Annotated in this window: 19 protein-coding genes and 1 pseudogene; 6 read left to right on the top strand and 14 right to left on the bottom strand. The window is 56.9% G+C overall.

Translation table 11 applies throughout. The features are described 5' to 3' along the window. Positions 1-3: 3 nt before the first annotated feature. The 4 genes from ACA044_RS19610 to cls form a co-directional block, all read right to left on the bottom strand. Positions 4-1,029 (bottom strand): sensor histidine kinase, encoded by a 1,026-nt coding sequence (locus tag ACA044_RS19610; RefSeq protein WP_497442876.1) that lies wholly within the window; start codon positions 1,027-1,029, stop codon positions 4-6. A 9-nt stretch (positions 1,030-1,038) separates the two neighbouring features. Beyond that, positions 1,039-2,499, bottom strand: coding sequence for an ATPase domain-containing protein (locus ACA044_RS19605; RefSeq protein WP_497442875.1), 1,461 nt, complete (start codon positions 2,497-2,499; stop codon positions 1,039-1,041). Next, positions 2,496-2,969, bottom strand: a complete 474-nt coding sequence (locus tag ACA044_RS19600) for a hypothetical protein (protein ID WP_497442874.1) — start codon at positions 2,967-2,969, stop codon at positions 2,496-2,498. Before ACA044_RS19600 ends, ACA044_RS19605 begins: the two co-directional genes overlap by 4 nt. A 173-nt stretch (positions 2,970-3,142) precedes the next feature. After that, positions 3,143-4,438, bottom strand: a complete 1,296-nt coding sequence (gene cls / locus ACA044_RS19595; RefSeq protein WP_497442873.1) for a cardiolipin synthase — start codon at positions 4,436-4,438, stop codon at positions 3,143-3,145. Between the two features lie 238 nt (positions 4,439-4,676). Here cls and ACA044_RS19590 point away from each other — a divergent pair. Then, positions 4,677-4,751, top strand: a pseudogene (locus ACA044_RS19590) (DUF2269 domain-containing protein); the annotation flags it as partial. Between the two features lie 59 nt (positions 4,752-4,810). Here ACA044_RS19590 and ACA044_RS19585 read toward each other — a convergent pair. The 4 genes from ACA044_RS19585 to ACA044_RS19570 form a co-directional block, all read right to left on the bottom strand. Beyond that, on the bottom strand, positions 4,811-5,266 hold the full coding sequence (locus ACA044_RS19585; protein ID WP_497442872.1) for a VOC family protein: 456 nt from the start codon (positions 5,264-5,266) through the stop codon (positions 4,811-4,813). Positions 5,267-5,412: 146 nt separating this feature from the next. Further along, positions 5,413-5,913 carry a GNAT family N-acetyltransferase gene (locus ACA044_RS19580; protein WP_497442871.1) on the bottom strand — a complete coding sequence of 167 codons (501 nt, stop codon included), beginning with the start codon at positions 5,911-5,913 and terminating at the stop codon, positions 5,413-5,415. Between the two features lie 146 nt (positions 5,914-6,059). Then, a complete protein-coding gene (locus ACA044_RS19575; protein ID WP_497442870.1) occupies positions 6,060-6,398 on the bottom strand; it encodes a hypothetical protein in 339 nt (112 codons plus the stop codon). Positions 6,399-6,800: 402 nt separating this feature from the next. After that, positions 6,801-7,310, bottom strand: coding sequence for a hypothetical protein (locus ACA044_RS19570; protein WP_497442869.1), 510 nt, complete (start codon positions 7,308-7,310; stop codon positions 6,801-6,803). 591 nt (positions 7,311-7,901) lie between these two features. Here ACA044_RS19570 and ACA044_RS19565 point away from each other — a divergent pair. Continuing rightward, positions 7,902-9,260: an MATE family efflux transporter gene (locus ACA044_RS19565; protein WP_497442868.1), complete on the top strand. Its 1,359-nt coding sequence runs from the start codon at positions 7,902-7,904 to the stop codon at positions 9,258-9,260. Between the two features lie 216 nt (positions 9,261-9,476). On the opposite strand, the gene ACA044_RS19560 is transcribed toward ACA044_RS19565, so the two are convergent. Both ACA044_RS19560 and ACA044_RS19555 read right to left on the bottom strand, forming a co-directional pair. Continuing rightward, entirely contained in the window at positions 9,477-10,235 is a 759-nt protein-coding gene (locus ACA044_RS19560; protein WP_497442867.1) for an SDR family oxidoreductase, read from the bottom strand. Positions 10,236-10,631: 396 nt separating this feature from the next. Beyond that, the gene (locus tag ACA044_RS19555; RefSeq protein WP_497442866.1) at positions 10,632-12,422 is read right to left on the bottom strand and encodes an alpha/beta hydrolase; all 1,791 of its coding nucleotides are present in this window, start codon (positions 12,420-12,422) and stop codon (positions 10,632-10,634) included. Positions 12,423-12,638: 216 nt separating this feature from the next. Between ACA044_RS19555 and ACA044_RS19550 the strand changes: the two genes are divergently transcribed. Then, the gene (locus tag ACA044_RS19550) at positions 12,639-12,989 is read left to right on the top strand and encodes a DUF6152 family protein (RefSeq protein WP_497442865.1); all 351 of its coding nucleotides are present in this window, start codon (positions 12,639-12,641) and stop codon (positions 12,987-12,989) included. Next, positions 12,989-13,501: a DUF6644 family protein gene (locus ACA044_RS19545; protein ID WP_497442864.1), complete on the top strand. Its 513-nt coding sequence runs from the start codon at positions 12,989-12,991 to the stop codon at positions 13,499-13,501. Before ACA044_RS19550 ends, ACA044_RS19545 begins: the two co-directional genes overlap by 1 nt. A gap of 1 nt (position 13,502) precedes the next feature. Here the strand turns inward: ACA044_RS19545 and ACA044_RS19540 are convergent, their stop codons facing one another. Beyond that, complete coding sequence (locus ACA044_RS19540; protein WP_497442863.1) at positions 13,503-14,291, bottom strand: alpha/beta hydrolase; 789 nt, start codon at positions 14,289-14,291, stop codon at positions 13,503-13,505. 473 nt (positions 14,292-14,764) lie between these two features. Here ACA044_RS19540 and ACA044_RS19535 point away from each other — a divergent pair, with 473 nt between their 5' ends. Both ACA044_RS19535 and ACA044_RS19530 read left to right on the top strand, forming a co-directional pair. Then, entirely contained in the window at positions 14,765-15,712 is a 948-nt protein-coding gene (locus tag ACA044_RS19535; protein WP_497442862.1) for an IS110 family RNA-guided transposase, read from the top strand. Positions 15,713-15,900: 188 nt separating this feature from the next. After that, on the top strand, positions 15,901-16,719 hold the full coding sequence (locus ACA044_RS19530; protein WP_497447268.1) for an aldo/keto reductase: 819 nt from the start codon (positions 15,901-15,903) through the stop codon (positions 16,717-16,719). Between the two features lie 214 nt (positions 16,720-16,933). On the opposite strand, the gene ACA044_RS19525 is transcribed toward ACA044_RS19530, so the two are convergent. The 3 genes from ACA044_RS19525 to ACA044_RS19515 all read right to left on the bottom strand — a co-directional run bounded on the left by ACA044_RS19525 (position 16,934) and on the right by ACA044_RS19515 (position 21,590). Continuing rightward, positions 16,934-18,745 (bottom strand): DAHL domain-containing sensor histidine kinase, encoded by a 1,812-nt coding sequence (locus tag ACA044_RS19525; protein ID WP_497442861.1) that lies wholly within the window; start codon positions 18,743-18,745, stop codon positions 16,934-16,936. A gap of 183 nt (positions 18,746-18,928) precedes the next feature. Further along, complete coding sequence (gene ftsH / locus ACA044_RS19520) at positions 18,929-20,755, bottom strand: ATP-dependent zinc metalloprotease FtsH (RefSeq protein WP_497442860.1); 1,827 nt, start codon at positions 20,753-20,755, stop codon at positions 18,929-18,931. Positions 20,756-21,044: 289 nt separating this feature from the next. Beyond that, on the bottom strand, positions 21,045-21,590 hold the full coding sequence (locus ACA044_RS19515) for an Hsp20/alpha crystallin family protein (protein WP_497442859.1): 546 nt from the start codon (positions 21,588-21,590) through the stop codon (positions 21,045-21,047). Between the last annotated feature and the right edge of the window lie 392 nt (positions 21,591-21,982).

Genomic DNA, 21,982 nt, shown 5'->3' with positions numbered 1-21,982 from the left:
AACTCAATGGCTCACCAACGGTAACGTCACCACAAACTCGCTTCCCTTACCATCACCCTCGCTCATGCCGGTCACGGTGCCGCCGTGGGCTTCGACCAACTCACGCACCACCGTCAGACCAATACCCAGACCGACGCCGTTGAAGCCGACGGCATGATCGTCCTGTACAAACGGCTCGAAGATAAACGGCAGTGCCTTGGCGGAAATGCCGATGCCGTTATCGCAGATGCTCATCTCAAGTACATCGACCTCGGTCGAGACCGAAAGCGTGACAGTGCCGCCTTCTGGTGTGTATTTGGCCGCGTTGCCCAGCAGGTTGCCGAGAATCTGCGTGAGACGCACCGGGTCGCCGTTCACCGCCAGCGCACACTCGGGCAGCCGCGCCGTGAAGTGCAGATGGTGAGCAATCATTACCGGACTGCACACGGCAATGGCTTCATGGATGATCTGCATCATGTCTACCGTGCGGCAATCGAGGCGCAGCTTGCCGGTGCTGGCGCGAGAGACGTCGAGCAAATCGTCCACCAGCCGCGACATGTGCCGCACCTGGCCTTCGATCAACGCCTGCATTCGCGGCAGTTCTTCACTGGGTACCCGCGCCAACCGTCCGGCGATCATGCTGATGGGCGTCAGCGGGTTGCGCAGCTCGTGGGCCACCATGGCGAGAATGTGTCGTTGTTGTTCCAGCGAGTGTTCGGCCGAGGCTTGCAAATGTTGCGCGCTGAGGGCGGCGATCACCAATTGTTCGTTGGCTTCGCGCATTTCCAGGTACAGCCGTTGTTCTTCTTGCGTGCGCTGGGGGGGGGCCGCCTCTGAATGCGCCAGGAGGATCGCCAGCACCAATTGCTGATTGGCCTCGATCAGTTGCTCGACCTGCTGGCTATCGACGAGTTGGGTGTTGGCGTCGTTCAACTCTCTTTGCAATGCCGCCAACACTGCCCGCGCCTTAACGGTTTTCTGGCCGAGCAGGAACAGTTCGTGAGCGGCATTGGCCACCGCTTCTTCGTTCTTGCCATCGGCCTTGCTCATGACATTGACTCACGCATTGTTGTCTCCGGGACGCTGCCGGGTTGGCCGCCCCCCGAGCAAACCTTCCTGATCCGGCAACATTTCGCCGATTTGCAGGCCGTTATCGTCAATGTGGTACAGGCGCAACTCATCGGAGTGGGTGCTGGCCCGCACTTTGACCACGGCCATGATGCGCAACAAGCGGCTCTGCACTTCAATATAGCGCTGAACGATGATCGCGTCGGTGAGAAACGCGGTGCCGTAAGGGCTGAATCGCAGATCGGTGTAGCGGTCTTCCAGCTCCGAGGTCATCAGTACACTGACCCCGGCGCTGGTCAGCGCAGTGACCATGCGTGACAGCGACTCGCGAAAATCTTCGCGAAAGGTCGGCGCCAGCGCCAGTTCGAAACCCGACAGCGAATCGATCACCACGCGAGTGGCTTTCAGTCGGGCGATCTCGGCTAACAGCAACTGGACGATTTCGTCGATGGATAGATCCGGCGCGCGGCTGTCCACCAGACCGATCTGGCCACTCTGGATCAGGCTGGCCAGCGTGGCGTTTTGTGAATGATTGGGGCGCTGTTCGAACACTGCAATCACGCCGGTTTCACCATTGCGTGCGCCTTCGGCGAGGAAGGTTGCCGCCAGAATACTTTTACCCGAGCCCGAAGGCCCGGCCACCAGCAATGAATAGCCGCGTGGCAGACCGCCACCGAGCATGTCATCGAGCCGTGGCACGCCCATTTTCAGGCGTTTGATGGGGAACTCCAGCGGAGCCTCAGCCGGATTGATTGCCGCTGGAGCAAAAACCTTGATCCCCGACGTAGCGATGCGGAAGGTGTGCAGCCCTGGCCGCGTCGGCTGGCCGCGCATCTTCATGATTTCCATCTTGCGCACCATGGAATTGCGCTGAACGCTCTGGCGCAACCAGATCAGACCATCGGCCACGGTAAAAATCGGGTTGGTGTCGGTTTCGGTGAAGTATTCGCCAATCAGAAAGGTCGTCGCTTGCCAGCTGGTCATCAACATGCCCAACTGTTGGATGAACTGCGGGAGGTTGTTGTTGGGGTTGTCCTGGGTCTGGCTGGCCAGCACCACCGAACGGAACGAGTCGACAAATACCAGCGACGGCGAGTGGGTTTCGACTTCGCTGACGATACGCCGCAGTACCTGATCCAGATCCCCGGCCAGAGTGTCATCGACCAGGTTGATATAGCGAATCGACTGGTTGATCGCATCACTGTCGAAAAAATCGAACTGCTGCTGATAGCGCAGCATTTTCAGCGGCGGCTCGCCGAGCACAGTAAAAAATAGCGCCGGGCGCTTGGGTGTTGCCAAGGCAAACATCATCTGGTGGGCCAGGGTGGTCTTGCCGCAGCCTGGCGGGCCGGCGATCAGGTTGAACGAAAACTCCGGCAGTCCTCCGCCCAGCACCTCGTCCAGCCCTGGCACGCCGGTGGCCAAGCGGTTGATAGTCACTTTGGTGCTCATGGCGAATTTTCCTGCGAAGGGGTGTCGCTCAAAGAAGGTTCCCACACGCCACTAAGCAAACGTGCGGTGAGCGAGGGCCCAATCAGCGTGCTCAGAAGCTCGTAGAGGGTGGTCAGCAACACCTCACCGAGAAATAGCACATCGGCTTCGCTTTGCTGAACGAGTATGGATGTGAGGGTCGTCAGATCCATGGCAGCTTGCACACTGTCATAGGTGCCGGCCAGACGCGGATTAGTGGAGACGCACAGATGGAGGCTGCGACGATAAAGCGCAACAACCCCTTGCTGGCCGATGATGGGGGTGAGGGCTGCGTCCATATCCTGCAAAGTTGAAACGATCGCTTGGGCGATTTTTGCACTGTCAGCGTTGGGGCCAACGCGGTGCGCCAGAGAAGCTACGATCTGGCGGCTCTCTTCGCTTAGCGTGGACATGGCTAACTGATATCCGATGGACAGGTATTGATAGTACACCCTAAAACGCGTTATCGAGATTCAATTGGACGCAACACTTCAGCTACGGGCATGTCAGGTGGGCGTAACTGGCCAATCTGTGGTCCAGGGTGACGTAGTTTTCAAAGCTTGCGCTGCTTCTTGGGTTTGGGTCAGCGACATACCCATCAGGGTGCAGAACAGTGCATCCCAACTCATAGCCAGTATTCCCAAAGTCGCGCCATCTGCTCCTTGGCTCTCACACCGAGCGAGCGGCGCTGCCACTTTTCCAGCTTGATTTCGTTCGACTTGGCCAAATCAGCCAGGAATGCCGCCTGCATCTTTTTTCCAAACCCGGTGCCCAGCACAACAACGTTGACTTCATCGTTGTGCAGGAAGCTGCGCCAGTCGAGGTTGGTGGAGCCGACACTCGACCACACGCCATCGATTACAGCGGTCTTGACGTGGAGTAGCGCGTCACGGCGCTCGTAAAGCTTGACGTTGGCCTTCAGCAGCTCGCTGTAGTAAGTGCGTCCAGCATGGAACACCAGCCACGAATCGGTGCTGCTGGGCAGCACCAGCTTGACGTCGACTCCTCGAGCTGCCGCCTCCTTGAGTGCCGCCAGCAACTGCGGATCGGGTACAAAGTAGGCGTTAGTCAGCCATATCTCGGTCTGCGCGCTACGCAGCGCCGAAATCAGCGTGGCATAGATCAGGCTGAACGGCTCATCTGGCGAGCTGCCGATGGCGCGCACCACCTCGGTGCCTTTGCGCTCAGGTGGCGGAAAGTAGTGGCGAGCCGCGAGTGGTTCACCTTTCTGGGTCGTCCAGGTTCCGATGAACAGCTTCTGCAGGTCCGCAACCACGGGCCCCTCGATGCGCAAGTCGGTATCGCGCCAGGGCAGATCACCCGTTGGGCGAGTCTTCGAGTGAGAGCTGAACGAGCCCCCCGAATAGACGCTGCTGATGTTGATCCCGCCGAGAAAGGCAATACGGCCGTCCACGATCAGCAGCTTTCGGTGGTCGCGCTGGTTCACGTCCCAGCCCGCTTTGGCCGTCATCGGATTGACGGGGTTGTACTCCAGCACCTTAATGCCCGCTTCGGTCAATCGAGAGAAAAACGCTGATGGTGTTCCAAGGGTTCCGACGCTGTCACGGATCAGATTGACCTGTACGCCTTTCTGTTGCCGAGCGATCAGTGCGGCGGCGAAGCGCTGGCCGACTTCATCGTCGTCGAGGATGTAGGTCTCCATGTTGATGTGGTCGCGCGCAGCTTCCACGGCTTTGATCATCGACTGGTAGGTGGTGGGGCCGTCCTGTAGCAAGTCGACCTTGTTTCCTTCCGTTAGCGGGCTGCCGACGATGGATTCTTCGATTGCGAGGTGCACGTCGAAGATGTTGGTCTCTGCGCCGGTGGACTTGAGTCGGTCGAGAATGGCTTTGCTGCGCTCGGCTGACAGAGGTCCGTGTATCCCGTCGAGCTGCACTGGCGCAGAGGGCGCGCGAGCCATGTCAGGCACTATCCTTGGCAATGTACTGCAGGAAACCACAAAGGCCAGGAGCACAGCCACGCACAGCGTCAGAGGAATACATACACCCTTGCATGTGGCTAGAATATTCATAAGGCCCCCCTCTTGGCGAGGATGGTAATAGCGCTCAATAATCTAAAAATTTCGCCGTGCATCCTGTCCCAAAAGGGCAACCCTGGTTCCTTCTCAATTTTAGACGTAAATGCTCAGTCCGGGCGTCTGGGTTCTGACGTCGTTGATCATCTTCCTTTGCATGGGTTCGCTTTGGCTGCCGGTAGTGGTGCTTCAGAAGCGGGCAGTAAATGAGCATTCCGATTGGACTCGCGCACGAGCCTGTTTTCAACGCAGCATTTCTCAGGCAAACGCAGCCTCGATAAATGCCTCCAGCGCTTTGTCTTCCAGGATCTCGATAGAGAAGTGCCCGAAGCGCTTGGGCAACCAGATGATGCGTGCCCCGGACGGGGATTGCAGGTTCGCGCGGGCCAATGGCTTTCCGTTTTCGTCTTCTGGCTGAACACCGGCGACCATCAATTCGTCATAGGCCTTCTCGATGTCCGGTGTCGAGTAGCAGTGGCGGTAAATCATCCCCTCGCCCGAGGAGTCCAACAGCTCCCTCAGGTTCCCCGCCAACGGCTGTACCAGCATGAAACGCTCTTGACCGATCAGCGCAATCGCGTAGCGCACGTGCAGACCACCTCGTTCCCAGACGAGCGTTTTGGAGATCCTGGCTTTCAGTATCTGCGCGTAGTAAGCACAGGCTTCGTCGAGATTATTGACCAGTACATCTACGTGACTGAACTTCAGCTCCATTGCATGCCTCCTGCCAAACCGGCGTCCATGGTAACCACGACACCCTCAGAGTTCGATGGATTTTCATGGCGCTATTTCCGAATTGAGCTGATCTATAACGGGTTGGCTTGGGACGATAGGTACAGATTGGCCAACAATTCACTCATCTAAATCGAAAGGCCAAATCGATAATCGTGCTCTGTACCTTCTTGCCGAGAATTAGGTTCGATCAAGAAGCCACACCTTTTGAGTACTTTTGCCGAGCCGATATTTCCAGCGTATACGTTGGCAACCAGTTGTTTAAGATTCCAATGCAACTGCGCCTCCTGGATCAGATGCCTCACCGCCAGCGTTGCCAGTCCCCGTCCGCAAGCACGTTGAGCAATCCGATAGCCGACTTCTGCCGACCGCTCGGACATGTCGATGCCCTTCAGATTCGCCCGACCCACTATTTTTCCGCCAGCATCTTCAATGACAAATGGGCGCCAGGTTCCGGCGGCAAAATCAGATAAATAAGCCGCAATGTGGTCGGTGACACCCTGCACCGAGTAAAAAACAGCATCGCGCGCATCAATGAAACGCTCGAACCACTCGCGATTGTCCAGTTCAAATGCCAGCAACGCCTCAGCGTCAGTACTTTGTAGGGTACGAATTCTGACGGGTTTCATAAGGTCGCTCCCTTTCCTGGTAGCTATCTCGACAGAGAGAGCATGTCGCTTAGATGCTTCATCAGATCAGTACTCATGGCTTCTCCACATAACAATTAAGCTAAGGGACGGGCTTTAGCCCGTCTCAGCAAGTGGTATGAGGAATTTCAGCGCCTTGTTAGCCACTGAGGCATTACTGCCTTGGAGAACTGGCTTAGTGTGGAAACGCTAAATCCTGCCAAGCTTGTGTAACCATATAATTTATATTTAGATATCTCGTGAGCAAGAAATGAATCCATTAGAAAAAATATCAATATCATTGCGGTGGTTACGCCAAAAATCATGCGGCCAAAGCAAAAATATATGCGCTGAAGGACTATAGGTCTGCTTTGGTCTGGAACGTTTGAAGGGAGTCTCTCGAAACCGGAAAAAAGCATTAGTAAATAGGAAGAAAATGCGCCAAGTGCCCCGGAAGCGATTGCATACAAATATATCTCTTTGGTCATGAGTTCTCCGTATTTCATGTAGATGGTTAATGATTAAGCTGGTTGGACTTGCAAAAGCGTAGCCTTTGCGAGTCCAACCAGCGAAGCGAGCAGTGTCGAGTGCATTGTTAGGGCTCTAAAACTGACATGTGCTTTGGTATTTAATTTAGGCAGCTTTCGTATCGTGAGTAGCAGGTATCATTTAGCCTTATTTGAAATGAAAGATATCTTGGGTTGCTTTCCAGGTTCGACAGTTTCTGTGGAGTGGCAGTTGGAGTACGAATATTTTTCATCGTGCTCTGCGCGAGTTACTGTCATGTATCCAATGGTGAAGGTCGTATGGCCTGCCATTTTAAGCTCCAACATCGAGTTAAGCTGTTCCGCAAAGCGGTGTCAATTTTAATGAATTATTAGGGCGGACTCTCATGGTAGTTGAGAAACTCGTATATTCCAGCCTGCCTTGCGAATTTTTGTTGCTGCTCTAGTTGCCATGGCGGGAGTCTGGACAAAGTAGTAAAGCTGGCCACGTTGTTGTGCAAGCTTTGTAAGCGTCTTGCGCATGCGTGTATCTATAACGCCATCAGGTTTTGCAGAAGTTGTGATCTCAGCCGACAACACGATTACGCCATCATCTATGCCCACTAGATCAGGTTCGGTGTGGTCACCTGTTTGACGGGGATTCCAGTGCCATAGCGTTTCCTGTCCACAGATGCGCTGCGCTAAAAGCCATTCAGCGGCACAAATGATCAGGTACTCATGCTGGATCTGGTTCAGATCTTCGTATGTCTCTGATCGAACGCGCTGAAGTACTTGAACCGCGTCGCTTGGCGTATCGAAAGAGACGGCGGCAGCATTTCGGATGCGCTCCATGCAGCGATGCGCGTCGGCTAATACTTTGGCTCTTGCTTCTTCGATTGCTCCTAGACGATGCATTTAGTGCGTCCTAAACGTTCCGAAAGTGGCACATGTGTGTCAAGCACTGTGCATCAAAGTTTTCCTTTTGCGGATCATAACTAGGTAGCTGCTACGCCGCTATCGCTGCCACAGGCTGTCCATCGTCCATCGTCCATCGTCCATCAGTGCAAAACCGGTAACGGCTATCGACCAGACGCTGATGCAACTAGGGCTGGAAGTGCTAGGTCATCACCCGCGCCTGCCTTGAGGAACATGGTTTCGCGATGTACACAAATCATCTGGAGGTCATTCAGCACAAGCCAGCGTGCCGTAAAACCTGAAAAGTCTATTTCACCGAGAATCTCTTTCAGCGCATGGACCAATACGAAGTGGTCGATATTTGGGTAGCGGCAAGATGCGTGCTAGGCGCAGACCGAAAGGAAATACTCCATACGGCGATCACTTTCAGACCTAGGATACGAGCATCAGCTTGAAGGAGTAGCACGAATATTCGGTTCTGGCTGAAAGCATTACTCATGCTACCCAAACCCGCAAAATAGAAGCGCGTCGTTCCCAGTTCCGTAGCGTAGAATTTCCAAAACGCCAGCCCCCACCCGAGTCGGAACCTCCATGCAAACCCCCACCACCCAACACCCCCTCTGGCAAACCTACCTCCTATTCCTCGCCCCCATGGTCCTCTCCAACTTCCTCCAATCCATGTCCGGCACGATCAACAGCATCTACATCGGCCAAATGCTCGGCACCCAGGCTTTAGCGGCGGTATCGGGCATGTTCCCCGTAGTGTTCTTCTTCATCGCCCTGGTCATCGGCCTCGGCGCTGGCGCAGGCGTGTTGATCGGCCAGGCTTGGGGCGCTCGCGAGCCGCATTTGGTGAAGGCCATTGCCGGTTCGACGTTGCTGTTGGGGGCGATGATCGGGTTGGCGGCGGCGGTGTTGGGCAGTGTGTTCGCCCGGCCGGCGTTGCAGGGTTTGGGGACGCCGGTGGATGTGCTGGACGATGCGGTGACGTATGCGCATGTGATGATGTGGATCATGCCGTCGCTGTTGGTGTTTGTGTTGTTTACGCAGTTGCTGCGTGGGGTGAGCGATACGGTGTCGCCGTTGTTGGCGCTGGTGGTGTCCACGTGTGTGGGGCTGCTGCTGACGCCGGCGTTGATTCTCGGGTGGTTGGGGCTGCCGCCGATGGGGATTCAGAGTGCGGCGTGGGCGGGGTTGGTGGGGAACTTGTCGGCGATGGGGTGGCTGGCGTGGCGGTTGATTCGCAAGGGGCATCCGTTGGCGCCGGATCGGGAGATGTTTGCGGCGATGCGGCTGGACATGGAGATCCTCGGCAAGGTGTTGCGCATCGGGCTGCCCACGGGGTTGCAGATGGTGGTGTTGTCGGTGTCGGAGTTGGTGATTCTGGCGTTGGTGAACCAGCACGGTTCCCAGGCGACGGCGGCGTATGGGGCGGTGACGCAGATCGTCAATTACGTGCAGTTCCCGGCGCTGTCGATTGCGATCACGGCGTCGATCCTTGGCGCGCAAGCGATTGGGGCCGGGCGCATCGAGCGCATGGGGCCGATTCTGCGCACGGGGTTGTTGATCAACGTGTGCCTGACCGGTGGCCTGGTGGTGTTGGGTTATTTGCTGTCGCACTGGTTGCTGGGGCTGTTTATCACCGACGAGAGTACGCGGGTGCAGGCCGAACACCTGTTGCACATCATGCTCTGGAGCCTGCTGGTGTTTGGCTTCCAGGCGATCGTCGGCGGCATCATGCGCGCCAGCGGCACTGTGTTGGTGCCGATGGCGGTTTCGATCGTTTGCGTGGTCGGGGTGCAATTGCCGGTGGCGTATTTGCTGGATGCGCGCTTTGGGTTGCAAGGGGTGTGGATGGCGTTTCCGGTGGCGTATCTGGGCATGCTGATGCTGCAGACGCTGTATTACAAAATGGTCTGGCAGCATCAGAAGATTGAGCGGTTGGTGTAGGGCCTCGTTTGAGTATCAAGCGCTGCGCTTGAGCCCAATGCTGTTCACTTAAGCGAGACTCTTCAGTCATGCTTACCTTTGTGGTGAGCGAGCTTGCTCGCGCTGGGCTGCGTAGCGGCCCCAAAATCTGATAACAATCGCCGATTTTTGTGAGTGCTACGCACTCAAGCGGGAGCAAGCTCCCTCGCCACAGGTTTCTCACTGACTCAGAGGCGCTTAAGTGAACAGCATTGTGCGCTTGAGCCAGGTTTCGAAGCGCGTCGGCCCGATGATGGGGTGCTCTCCCGGCGTGAGCGAGTGGTCATCGATCGGCGCGCCGAAGTAGGGGACGGTGTCGTCCGATTGGGCCTGGCGCGGGTCGTTGGTGTGTTGCAAAAACAAGCGCACGAACTCCACCAGTGGCCAGCGCTCAGGCCCGGCCACTTCCAGCGTCTGGTTGCTCGGTGCTTGCACGGCGACCTTTGTCAGCGCCGTCGCGACATCGACCGCGGCAATCGGTTGCAGCTCGGCGCAGGTCAAGCGCACGGTGTCGCCTTCCTGCACGCCCGAGTGCGAAATGGCCCCGATGAATTCGAAGAACTGCGTGGCCCGCAGGATTGTGTAAGGGATGCCTGAGTCCTTGATGAGTGTTTCCTGCGCCATTTTCGCCCGGAAGTAACCGCTGTCGAGCATGCGCTCGGTGCCCACCACCGATAGGGCGACATGGTGTTTGACCCCTGCGGTTTTCTCGGTGGCGAGCAGGTTGCGCCCGGAGGTTTCGAAGAACTCGAGCACGGCAGCGTCTTCGAAGGAGGGCGAGTTGGCCACGTCGACCACCACGTCGGCGCCTTGCAAGGCGTCTTGCAATCCTTCGCCGGTGAGGGCGTTGACGCCGGTGCTCGGTGACGCGGCCAGGGTTTCATGCCCCAGGTTTTGCAGGTTTTTGCAGAGCTGCCTGCCGATCAGCCCGGAACCGCCAATGACGACGATTTTCATGTCCAGTCTCCCGATGCGTGCGCAGTGGGTTGCGAGGTGTCAGCCCCACTTGGGCGTCGTGTTTCTGGACGGGTTGAGGGGGCTGGCTTTGAATCCTGCAACCATTAAAGACCTGGAATGTGCGCTATGGCAGCGGGGGGGAACATCTTTTTGTTGTCCGATAGGTGGTCGAATGGGCTGATGCCAGTCAGTCAAGAAAAGGACGTCCAGGTGCAGAACCTGTGGCGAGGGGGCTTGCCCCCGTTCGGCTGCGAAGCAGTCGCAAATCCGGTGCATGCGGTGTGCCTGGCAGAACGAGGTTGCAGGTTAGGACTGCTTCGCAGTCCAACGGGGGCAAGCCCCCTCGCCACAGGTTCTGCACTTGGCAGGTCCTTTTCTTAACGGGCTGTCGGCTTTTCAAAGCCATGTCAGCACTTTCCACACCCCCAGCACGTACAGCATGAACGCAATCACGCTGTGCCATTGCCCGCGCTCCATGGCCAGTAACGGTGCGAGAAGAAGGTATCCACCCAAGACAACCAGGAACAGCACCAACAGTATGAGTTGAGGGGCATAGTGTCCGAGGTCGACAGTCCACGGATTTCTTTCATGGGCAAGATCGGGTTCCGAAGGCTTGTTTCCATCGAGTATGAAAGAGGCGATGACGTCCCAGTTTTCCTCTCTCAACGCCGCACTGTGACCTCCTTTCACATATTCCGATTCGAAGAGTTCTTTGTTTTCCTGCTCGAAACCGTCATGGCCAGCGCTGCCAAGATCCTGCAGCCTGAGCATTTGGAAGGTGCGGGGGAAAATGGCAACGACCCAATCGGCACTGGCAACGAAGTTCACGACGCCTTTGACCCGTCCCAAACCCGCCAGGGTCTTCCAGTCATAATTGACGTTCACCACACTTCCGGCGAAAGCAATGTGTTTGAAACGCAAGCACGAATAAGTACTGAGGGCCTTGGCCAGCATGTAAGTGCCGTGGCTGTGGCCAACGTAAGAGAATGAGGCATTCGGGTAGACCGCTTTGTTTTCCGCGTAGCGATCCATCAACCATTCCACCCGTTTTCGCCGAATATTGGGCAGCAGAAAGGGCAGCATGGCGAAGTATCCGTAGCTGGACGTCTCGGTTTTGATAATTTGTTTTTGAGGTGTCGGCCCAACGATATCGGCGTCGATATGACGGTCAATTATCTTGTTCCGTTGGCGAGCCAGGGCAACAACCCGCCGGGCGATTTTCTGTGTCCAGTAGCCTTGGTCACGGATCCCATGAATGACAAACACTACATCGGTGATGGAGTTGTCGGGTTTTGGCAGGTCCTGGTCTGTCGGAAGGATAGAGAGATCACTGAGCTCCTGCGGGGATGAATTGAGGGCTTTAATGATCACTTGCCGCCGTAGATGACCCGCCGCGGTGCCATCGGCGTCGACTACATCGACATGACCAGACTTGGGCACGTCGAGATAATAGAAATCATCCCCTGCGACAAGGTCGATGTTGTCCTCGGGCGAGACCAGGTCATCGGTGGAGCCCAGTAATTGAACGGTGATGGCGGACGTGGATGACTCATTTTTGGCGTGTCTGCGCATGGCCATCCATTGAAGACGCAGCTGTGTCAAAAAGGGCGCACCGTGATGAATGGTGAAGACCAGCGGCGTTAATCGGCCCAAGGTTATCGCCATTACCGTGTTGCCGAGCACAACACCGGCCCCCCACCGTAGAAAATTAATAAGGGAAAGATGGGGAGAAAGACGCCAGCCTCGATTGATCGCTGCCAGCAGCACGACCCGCTGGACGTGTGAGGCCCACGGGCGTTTTACACAGCCTTTCAGCTGAGGCTCAAAAGGCGCTTCCGGCGTTTCTCCGCAGGCGCAGACATACACCTTGCGCGCCAGCAATGCGCCCATGCTGTGCCCAACCAGGTAAATACCTGCAAACCCGTGTTCCGAGTTCTGCCAGACGCTGTCGATTTGCTCCATGACCGAGCGTGTGATGTCGCAAGGATCAGCGAAAGACAGGGTTCCAATCGGTAAGTTGGGAATGAAGACAACCGGCGCTGGCGCTTTACGCTGCTCCCAGGCTTGCAGTACCGCAGCCTTAAGATGCTGCAGTTTTTTTTCGGAGCCACCCATGGAATGAAACAGCACAATCAGATCCTTCTGTTCCTCTGGAACGGTGACGGGGTCTCTGTGGGTACGCTGCACGATGTACTCTCCCTGATTCTGAGTGTGCTGGAACGGTGTCGTGGGTCTCGGACTGGAATATAGACAAGAATTTGCCACGGCAACGCCTGCTCCAAAGTAGACGGCCTTGTTCTCTTTCCGACGACTAGCCCATGGTTTCGTCTCGCCAAAGGAGAAAGCTGTCGCAGCCCGTTGTCGTATCACCAGCAGCGCGAGATAAAACAGGAGAACCGCATCATGAACGTCTTGCTCAGGAGCATCGGACTGTCATCGCTACTGGTGGCCACTGCGGCGTTCGCTCATCACGGCTGGAGCGAGTATGACTCCAGCAAATCCTTGCAGCTGAACGGCACGATAGAGGAATCCGGCTATTCCCATCCGCACGGGCTCCTGCGTCTCAAAACCGTCGACAAGACGTGGATCATTGTCCTGGCGCCTCCATCGCGCATGGAGAACCGTGGGCTGTCGAAGGACATGCTGAATGTCGGTACGACGGCTACCGTGGTCGGCTACCCGAATCGAAACAAGCCCGATGAACTGCGAGCCGAACGCATCACCATCGACGATAAAACCACCGAGTTACGCTGATGGACGCCACAAGCACCCGCCCAGGGGCCGGTTCGCAAAGCTGGCTGGACTGGTTGGATGACTCGCGACTTGGGTGGGCCATGCGAAGCGAGTTGTGGCTTTACCCGATAGTCGAGGTGGTTCACATCATTGGGTTTGTGGTGCTCGTCGGCTCGGTCGTCATGTTCGATCTGCGGGTGCTCGGCCTGTCCAAAGATATTCCGGTGACGGCCCTGGCTCGGCATCTGCTGAGATGGTCCGTCGCGGCCCTGGTGTTGATCGTACCCGCCGGCCTGATGATGTTTACCGCCCATCCCCATGACTTCGCCACCAACGACATTTTCATATTGAAGCTGTGCCTGATCGCTACGGCGGGGCTCAATGCAGCCCTTTTCCACGTCGGTGTATACCGCTCAGTCAGCCGGTGGAACACGGGCATCGCGGCACCGGCCATTGCAAAAGTGCAGGCCGTGATTTCGATGGGGTTATGGGTCACCGTGGTGCTGTGCGGCCGACTGCTGGCCTACACCTGACTCACAACGCGGCGCCGAGCAGCTTGAGGTACTGAGGGCTCTCGGAGATCGAGTTGTGGCCCGTGCCCGGTATGACCTGCAGCGATGCCACGCCCTTGGCGAAATGCGTGTAGAGCTGATCGGTACTTGAGCGCGGTATGACTTCGTCGTGCTCGGCGGCAATCAACAGTGTCGGTACGGTGATGTGAGCGGCGTATTTCCAGGATTCAAATTTGTCCCGAAGCAGCCACTTCACCGGGAACCAGCCGAACTGGCGCATGGCGAGGTCTTCAAGGCTGTTGTAGGGCGTGATCAGGATCAGCCGCGAGGCCGGGCGTTGGCTGGCGAGGCGCACGGCAACGCCCGAACCCAGGCTGCGCCCGACCACGGCAATCGTGGGATGAGTGTTGTAGACCTTGTCGAACAAGGTCATGGCATCGCGCTGAATCGCCTCCTCGGACGGCGACCCGGAACTGCCACCGTAGCCTCGGTAGTGCAGCAAGTAGATCGCATGATCCGTAAAGGCCTGCGAGAACCCCGGCAGGTTGCGGGAAACGTCCTCGGCATTGCCACCGAAGTAGATCAACGCCTTCGGGCCGTCGTGCGGCCTGACGGTCACCAGCACCTGCGCGTCGGCGACTTGCAGCGTCAGCGCCGTTTCGGGTGCGTCGATGGCGCGTGGCTGCGGGTAGTAGATGAGGGCGCGTTGAAACACGAACAGCGCCGCGCAGAGCACCAGGTACGCAATGGCAATGAAAGCGAAGAGAGACACCAGGGTTCGCGACATTCGGCTAAGTTTAGTGGACGACATGGACTGCTTTGGACCTTGAGACAACTATTGCTTGAGCGCCGCCAAAGTGTAGTTCAGCCATTTGCGCTGTACAGGAGAGCTGCCCAATGCCAGTCAGTAACGCGCAACCCCTGTGGGAGCGGGCTTGTGTGGCGAGGGGGCTTGCCCCCGTTGGGTCGCGAAGTGGCCCCAAAACCTGCATCGCGATGTATCAGGTACACCGCATGCAATGGTTTTACGACTGCTACGCAGCCGAACGGGGGCAAGCCCCCTCGCCACACAAGCCCGCTTGTATGGTAGGACTTGAAGGGAGGAGGAGGGACAAAGCCCGATTCTGACTGTTGACGCAGTACAGATCCGTGGGAGATTTCGCCCCTCCTCCTTTCACCCAAGCGCCGATAAAGAATGCATCTGGCTAGACCGACGATAGGAACAAGCCTGCGCCTCTGGGTGAGCCCTTCAAGTGCTCAAAACCATATCCCGGAGGAAATTTAATGGCAATGCTGGTTTCTGTCTCAAAGCCGATCGTAGGCGTGGATGTTGCCAAGAATGAACTGGTGATCTATCACGCCGAACTTGACCTGCTTGAAACGATTCCCAACAACAAGGCAGCCATCAAGAAGTGGTTGAAGGCCTTGTCGGGGACTGTCGCTATTGCCATTGAATCGACCAATATCTATCACCTGGAGTTCGCCGATCTGGCCTATGAGGCCGGCTGCGTGATTTACATGGTGGGTGGCTACGAACTCAGCCATTACCGCAAAGGGGTGAATGTCCGCGCCAAAACCGACGCGCTGGATGCCAGGCTACTCGCTCGCTATCTGAAGAACGAGGGTGATGATCTTCATCCTTGGACCCCGCCATCACCGCTGTACCGCCAGCTCTTGAGCCTTTTTCGTCGTCGCGCAGCCTTGGTTCAGGCTCGAGTCGGCCTGGTGCAAAGCTGGGCGAATGAGCCGCTGCTGAAGGCGGCTTTTGCCGAGCAAGTGAAATCGATGCAGCAGCTTGAGACGCTGGTCGAGAAGACGATTAACGATCATCTGAAAGAAGCCGGTTTGCTCGGCCAGTTGAAGCGTTGCCTGAAAGTTGAAGGCATCGGATTTCTGACCGGGGCTCGCTTGCTCACGGCGTTTCAGCGGGGCGACTTCAGAAACGCAGATGCCTTTATTGCCTTTCTGGGAATGGATTTACGGGTGTCGAAGTCGGGACAAAAAGACGGTCGCCGGAGCTTGACCAAGCGAGGTGACCCGGAAGCTCGCCGGCTTCTGCACAACGCGGCCATGTCGGCCAGTCGTACGCCAGCCTGGAAAGGCTTTTACGAAGAGCAAAGAGCTCGAGGCTTCAGCACCACTCAGGCGCTGGTGATACTGGCTCGCAAGCTTGCTCGGATCGTATTCGCTCTACTGAAAGGACAGAGCGAATACCAACCCAAAGCCGGTTGAGGGGCTTCCCCTCAACCATAGAATCTCCCACAGGTTCCCGCGGCTTAACTGACGGGTATTGGCCCATATCTATGATTGTTTACACCCGTAGAAAAATACTCACGCTGGCTGCCGGTGCTTCGGCGGTCTTCACCTTCGATCCGGCCTTTGCTGCATCGATGCCGTCGATGGAAACAGGAGGCAAGAACATGCTGACCCGAGCCATTCCTTCCAGCACCGAGCCGTTGCCCTTGGTCGGGTTGGGCACGTATCGCGGCTTTGATGTCGCGCCTTCCGACGCCGCTTACAAACAACTGCCCGCCGTGTTCAGCGCGTTGTTCGAGAAGGGCGGCAAGGTGATCGACAGCTCGCCCATGTATGGCCGCGCCGAACAGACGACCGGTGAATTGCTGTCGATCCATCGGCCTCGTTCTCCTGCATTTCTGGCGACCAAGGTCTGGACCCGTGGCCGCGAAGAAGGCATCGCGCAGATGGAGCAGTCGTTCAAGCTGTTGCAGACCGACCGTATCGATCTGATGCAGATTCACAACCTGCTGGACTGGAAAACCCACCTGCCCACCCTGCGTCAATGGAAGGCAGAAGGGCGCATCCGCTACATCGGTATCACCCATTACACGGCGTCGGCGTATGACGAAGTGGAAGCGGTGCTCAAGGCCGAGCCGATGGACTTTTTGCAGATCAACTATTCCCTGGACGACCGTGGCGTCGAGAAACGAATCCTGCCGCTGTGTCGCGAACGCGGGGTGGCGGTGATCTGCAATCGGCCTTTCGGCGGCGGTGACCTGCTCGCTCGATTGAAAGGCAAACCGCTGCCGGGATGGGCTGCGCAAGTGGGGGTCAATAGCTGGGCGCAACTGGCGCTCAAGTTCCTGCTGGCTCATCCGGCGGTGGCCTGTGTCATCCCCGGCACCGGCAACCCGCGCTACATGGCGGAAAACGCCGGTGCAGGTTTCGGCCCGATGCTCACGGATGCGCAACGCCAACAGTTGATTGCCCTTATGGGGTAGTCGCGTTGGCAAAGTAACGAGGCGACCGCGCAATCCATGTGGGAGCGGGCTTGTGTGGCGAGGGGGCTTGCCCCCGTTGGGTCGCGAAGCGGCCCCAAAACCTGCAATCGCGGTGTATCAGGTACACCGCATGCAATGGTTTTACGACTGCTACGCAGCCGAACGGGGGCAAGCCCCCTCGCCACACAAGCCCGCACACAGGTTCCACGCGACGTCATGACAGGGCCTCGGCAGTCGCCTCGGCAGTTTCCAGCGGAATCTCCAGGGTGAAAAGTGCTCCCTGGCCTGGCCCATCGCTATGGACGTGAAGGTGTCCATTCATCTCTACCGCCGCGAGTGCACAACTGTGCAGGCCAAAGCCATGACCTTCCTTGCGCGTGGTGAAGCCGTGATTAAAGATGCGGGTCATGTTCTCGGCAGCGATCCCTTCGCCCTGATCCTCTACGCTGAAACGCAGCGTTGCGTTATCGATAATCTTGATGCCCAGCGTCATATGGCGCTGACGGTCGCTGACCTTGGACATTGCATATTTGGCATTGCTGATCAGGTTGATCAGAATCAACAACAGCCGGTGTTTGTCGCCAACGATGGTCGGTGTGGCCTGGTAGTCTTTGGTGACGGTGACATGGTGCCGACTCAAGGCTCCGGAATTCATGCGTAATGCATCTTCAAACAGATCGACGACGTTCAACGGCTCGACCAGCCTGGCGGCGCCGGCATAGGCCTGTTGAGTGGAAACGATGTCTTTGATGTGATCGATGCTTTTGGTGAGTTGCGACAGTTCGTCAACGATGCTCGATTGCTCGACCGCGATGGAGTCGACCAGTTGATTGAGGTAAAGGGGCAGCAATTTGCCTTTTTCATCGACCGTCATGAACTGCCCCAGGTCTTGCGCATGCTCGTTCATCATTTTCACTGCTTTACCCAGGCCAAGTGTTTTGCTGGTCGCCAATTTTCGGGTGATCACATCTGCAGAGACGTTAACGCTGTTCAGCACATTGCCGACGTTGTGCAGCACATTGGTTGCGATCTCCGCCATGCCGGCCATCCGCGCAGCCTCTACCAGTTCGCGCTCGGCCTCGATCAGTTCGCGGGTGCGTTCCTCGACACGTTGTTCCAGTCGCTCGTTTGCCGTCTGCAACTCATTGTTCATCTTGTTGATCACGGCATAACTGCGAATCAGGCGGGCGGCCAGGTACAACAACAGCAGCGCCATGATGCCGGCGCATATCCCCAAATAAAGGTGGTATTGACGGTCTGTCGCACCGGTGCGCCGTTGTGTCTCGTTCAATAACTCGTTGATGCTGTCCAGTTGCTGTGCGACCGGAATGACACTGATGCGATCCAGCAGGTCATTGACGATGGGCTGCTCTCGAACGATGGCATTAACAGCGCCGACAAATGCAGTGAAAGGCGGGCGCTGTTCAGGCTGCAATTGATTGATGTATTCATTCAGATCTTTCAGATGTTCGGAGATTTCCTCAGCCCTTTCGCTGGAGACATAGAGGGCGTATTCAAAGGTGTCCAACGTAAGATCGAGCACCAGTGAGGCCGCCGCAACATGCACCGACGGGTGTTTGTCGTTGAAATCTTCCCGCAGCGCTTGAATGTCATCTTCCAGCTCAGGCAGGGCATCCAGTGAAGTTCGCAAGACCGTGTTGTGCTGTTTGAATTGCTCAACCAACCGGGTTTTGTTTTCCACCGCATCCAGATAACCCTGCCGTCGAGATTGCCAAAGGGTCGAAAGCGGGCCAGTAGCGTTGAGGGTGTCGAGCTGCTTCCATCGCGGCTCTGCTTCAGGATGCGCCACCAGAAGCAAATTGTTGTTCATGCCGATTTTTGCTCTCAGAATTTTCACATTCCAATTGGCATCGAACTGCTTGAGCTGGCGAACGAAGTCGCGCGATTCGAAGTAGGTCGATGTGTCGTAAGAATATGATTTGATCAGCAAAAAGATCAGTACGCTGAGGAGGGTAAACGTGATGGCAGTCAAGGCAGGCCATTTGTAACGACTAGAAAGCTTCATTGCGGCATTTCTCCCTGGGCCATCCTGAGAGAGAGACACCGCCAATGGTGAATGAATTCCATTTTTGCGCTCCCTGCAAAATGGCGAATAATCACCACATTCTTTGTAAGCCTAGCGTTGTTGGCGAACAGTGTCGGAAAAACATCGAGCGGCTGGATTACCACCAACGATTGATCGGTGGCGTCACGGTGGCGGTAATGCCGGGGCAGGTTTGAATGGCATCAGCGGCGGGAACTCCTCGGGCGTGAGGGTTTCCTTTTCCAGCAACAGGCGGGCACCCTCATCCAGGTCGGCCCGACGACTCTCCAGCAATGCCTTCGCCCGTTGGTAGGCTTCATCGAGCAGGGCGCGAATACCCAGGTCGATTTCCCGAGCGGTCTGTTCCGAGTAATCCTTCTCGCCCAACGTGGCCATGCGGTCTCCCAGGTACGTTGCGGTTTGCCGCTCCAGCACCGATTGTCCGAGTTCGGGGCTCATGCCGAACCGGGTGATCAGTTGGCGGGCGATATCGGTCGCGCGGCCCAGATCATCGGCGGCCCCGGTGGATATCTGGCCATAGGCAAGGTACTCGGCGGCGCGCCCGGCCATCAGCACGACAATCCGGTCTTTGAGCGTCTGGCAACTGATCACGAAATGATCCTCGGTCGGTCGCTGCAGGGTATAGCCCAGCGAGCCGATGGCGCGGGGCACGATCGACACTTTATGGACCGGGTCCATGGCCGGCAGGCTGCTGGCGGCCAGGGCATGCCCCATTTCGTGATAGGCCACCACCCGGCGCTCGTCGGGATCGAGCAGGCTGCTCTTGCGTTCGAGCCCCGCGATGAGGCGTTCTACCGCCGCGGTGAAATCGTTCAGGCTGATCGCTTCGGCACCGCGTCGGGTGGCGACGATGGCCGCTTCGTTAACCAGGTTGGCCAGGTCGGCGCCGGTGAAACCGGTGGTGATCTCGGCGATACGCGTGCCATCAAGCCCTGGCTCCACGGTGACTTTCTGGAGATGAACCTTGAGGATCGCCTCTCGCCCTTTGCGATCGGGGCGGTCGATCACAATCTGCCGGTCGAAGCGGCCGGCCCGCAACAGCGCCGGATCGAGGACCTCCGGCCGGTTAGTCGCGGCCAGCAACACGACGCCCTCACGGGGATCGAAGCCGTCCAGCTCGGCCAGTAACTGATTGAGGGTCTGTTCTTTTTCGTCATTGCCGCCCAGCGTACCGACGCCGCGCATCTTGCCCAGCGCATCGAGTTCATCGATGAAGATGATGCAGGGCGCCGCCTGTCGTGCCTGTTCGAACAGGTCGCGTACCCGGGCGGCACCGACCCCGATGAACATCTCGACGAACTCGGACCCCGAGATCGAGAAAAACGGCACACTGGCTTCGCCAGCGATGGCTTTGGCCACCAGCGTCTTGCCGGTGCCTGGCGGGCCAACCAGCAAAGTGCCCTTGGGAATGTGCGCTCCCAGGCGTGCATATTTAGCCTTGTCCTTGAGGAACGAGACGATTTCCACCAGTTCAGCCTTGGCTTCGTCGATGCCCGCGACATCGGCGAAGGTCACCCCGGTGTCGCGTTCGACAAAGACCTTGGCCCGCGACTTGCCGACATTCATCAGCCCGCCAAGGCCTTGTTTGTCCGCCATTCCGCGAAACAGGAAATGCCAGAACACCATGATCAGCATAAACGGCAACAACCAGCCCAACAGGCTGTTCATAAAGGTGTTTTCGGTGGCTCCGGTAAAACCGACGCCCGATTGGGAGAGTTCGGTCGCCAGTGCCGGATCGACCCGCACAGTGGAGAACCGGTCGCGTCCGTCGATGGGCTCTTGCAATTTGCCGCTGATCTGGTCTTTCTCGACCCGCAAATCACTGACTTTTTGCTCGTTCAACAGTTGCAGGAATTGGCTGTAGGGGAGGGGTTGCACGGCCTGGCGCTCGCCAAAAAGTATCTGCCCGAGGCTCAGCACGATAAAAGCGATCGCGAAGTAGGACAGGTTCCACTGCTCATTCTTTTTCATGGCCTGGGCTCAGAGTGGGAACGCAGGGGCATTTACAACGGGCCGCGACCACCTACGAAACCTGTGGAAGCGGGCTTGCTCGCGAAAGCGGTGTGTCATTCAACATTGATGTTGGCTGACCCGACGCCTTCGCGAGCAAGCCCGCTCCCACATGGATTGTGCTTAGCCGACTGGCATTACGCGACCGCCCGGTTATTTGGTTTCTACAACCTGTTAGACCACATCAAGAAAGCCCCGTGCCGGTTTCCCGACAAGGGGCTTTTTCTGCGCGAGGGGCTGTCTCGGCGATTCAGCTGGATTTGATGTGCACTTTTTTGTCTGCGTTCATGGCTTCGGGCTTTTTCGGCAGCGAAATGCTCAGAACGCCTTTGCTGAAATTCGCTTCGATCTTGTCGGCGTCGACGCCTTTGGGCAGGCTGAACGCCCGCTGAAAGGAGCCATAGTGACGCTCTGACAGGTGATAGCCCTTTCTTTTTTCTTCCTTGTCCTCTTTCTTTTCACCTTTGATGATCAGATTGCCGTTGGACAGTTTGAGCTCGATATTCTCTTGGTCCATGCCCGGCAGTTCGGCGGTGATTTCGAAGCTTTCATCTTTCTCGGTGATGTCCACCGCAGGCAGGCTGCGGCCGATAAATTCCCGACTCCAGAACGGTTCGACATCAAACAGACCACGCCGGAAAGGCGTCAGCCCGGAGCCACGATTGAAGTCTTCGAACAGGTGATCGACCTGCTGGCGCAGTTTTTCCAGAGGCCGCCAAGGGTCTGTCGCCAGCGGTTGTTGATTGGTTTTTTCGTCGTCGGTGTGCACCGGCATTTTCTTCGCGAAATTGGCCATTTTCATTCCTCCTCTCGAATACTGCGGTGGGCCGGGAACACCTCGCAGGTCGGTCCACCACAACAGAACAAGATTCATGGGAAATTGCACCCTACTTGACCACCCGTTTGCGTTGCATATGACCACCCATTTGCATTGGACCTGACCAGCTGTTTGCATGGGACTTGACCAGATGCTTTGAATGGATTCCTCAGAGCATGAGGATTTTGCTCTCGGCCATATTCAGATCACAGTTGGGTAATTGCACGAGGTTGCCCCCCATTTGCTTTCGACCTGACCAGTCATGTGCACCGTATTTGACCAGCGAGACTTGTGGAGACATGACCGGCAGAGAACGGCCGATTCTGTTGAAAAAGTAGCTCCCCTGGCTGGCCTCCGGCAAAATCTCTGCA

It is taken from the genome of Pseudomonas sp. LBUM1673 (genome assembly GCF_059695645.1).
The sequence above is the reverse complement of the archived record's forward strand: the minus strand, read 5'-3'. Positions and strand labels throughout refer to the sequence as shown.

Coding starts and splice junctions, on each gene's coding strand:
- ACA044_RS19565 (WP_497442868.1), top strand. CDS start 7,902: ATGCAAACCCCCACCACCCAACACCCCCTCTGGCAAACCTACCTCCTA.
- ACA044_RS19540 (WP_497442863.1), bottom strand. CDS start 14,291: ATGTCGTCCACTAAACTTAGCCGAATGTCGCGAACCCTGGTGTCTCTC.
- ACA044_RS19530 (WP_497447268.1), top strand. CDS start 15,901: ATGCTGACCCGAGCCATTCCTTCCAGCACCGAGCCGTTGCCCTTGGTC.
- ACA044_RS19525 (WP_497442861.1), bottom strand. CDS start 18,745: ATGAAGCTTTCTAGTCGTTACAAATGGCCTGCCTTGACTGCCATCACG.
- ACA044_RS19535 (WP_497442862.1), top strand. CDS start 14,765: ATGGCAATGCTGGTTTCTGTCTCAAAGCCGATCGTAGGCGTGGATGTT.
- ACA044_RS19560 (WP_497442867.1), bottom strand. CDS start 10,235: ATGAAAATCGTCGTCATTGGCGGTTCCGGGCTGATCGGCAGGCAGCTC.
- ACA044_RS19550 (WP_497442865.1), top strand. CDS start 12,639: ATGAACGTCTTGCTCAGGAGCATCGGACTGTCATCGCTACTGGTGGCC.
- ACA044_RS19545 (WP_497442864.1), top strand. CDS start 12,989: ATGGACGCCACAAGCACCCGCCCAGGGGCCGGTTCGCAAAGCTGGCTG.
- ACA044_RS19575 (WP_497442870.1), bottom strand. CDS start 6,398: ATGACCAAAGAGATATATTTGTATGCAATCGCTTCCGGGGCACTTGGC.
- ftsH (WP_497442860.1), bottom strand. CDS start 20,755: ATGAAAAAGAATGAGCAGTGGAACCTGTCCTACTTCGCGATCGCTTTT.
- ACA044_RS19570 (WP_497442869.1), bottom strand. CDS start 7,310: ATGCATCGTCTAGGAGCAATCGAAGAAGCAAGAGCCAAAGTATTAGCC.
- ACA044_RS19605 (WP_497442875.1), bottom strand. CDS start 2,499: ATGAGCACCAAAGTGACTATCAACCGCTTGGCCACCGGCGTGCCAGGG.
- ACA044_RS19610 (WP_497442876.1), bottom strand. CDS start 1,029: ATGAGCAAGGCCGATGGCAAGAACGAAGAAGCGGTGGCCAATGCCGCT.
- ACA044_RS19585 (WP_497442872.1), bottom strand. CDS start 5,266: ATGGAGCTGAAGTTCAGTCACGTAGATGTACTGGTCAATAATCTCGAC.
- ACA044_RS19515 (WP_497442859.1), bottom strand. CDS start 21,590: ATGGCCAATTTCGCGAAGAAAATGCCGGTGCACACCGACGACGAAAAA.
- cls (WP_497442873.1), bottom strand. CDS start 4,438: ATGGCTCGCGCGCCCTCTGCGCCAGTGCAGCTCGACGGGATACACGGA.
- ACA044_RS19580 (WP_497442871.1), bottom strand. CDS start 5,913: ATGAAACCCGTCAGAATTCGTACCCTACAAAGTACTGACGCTGAGGCG.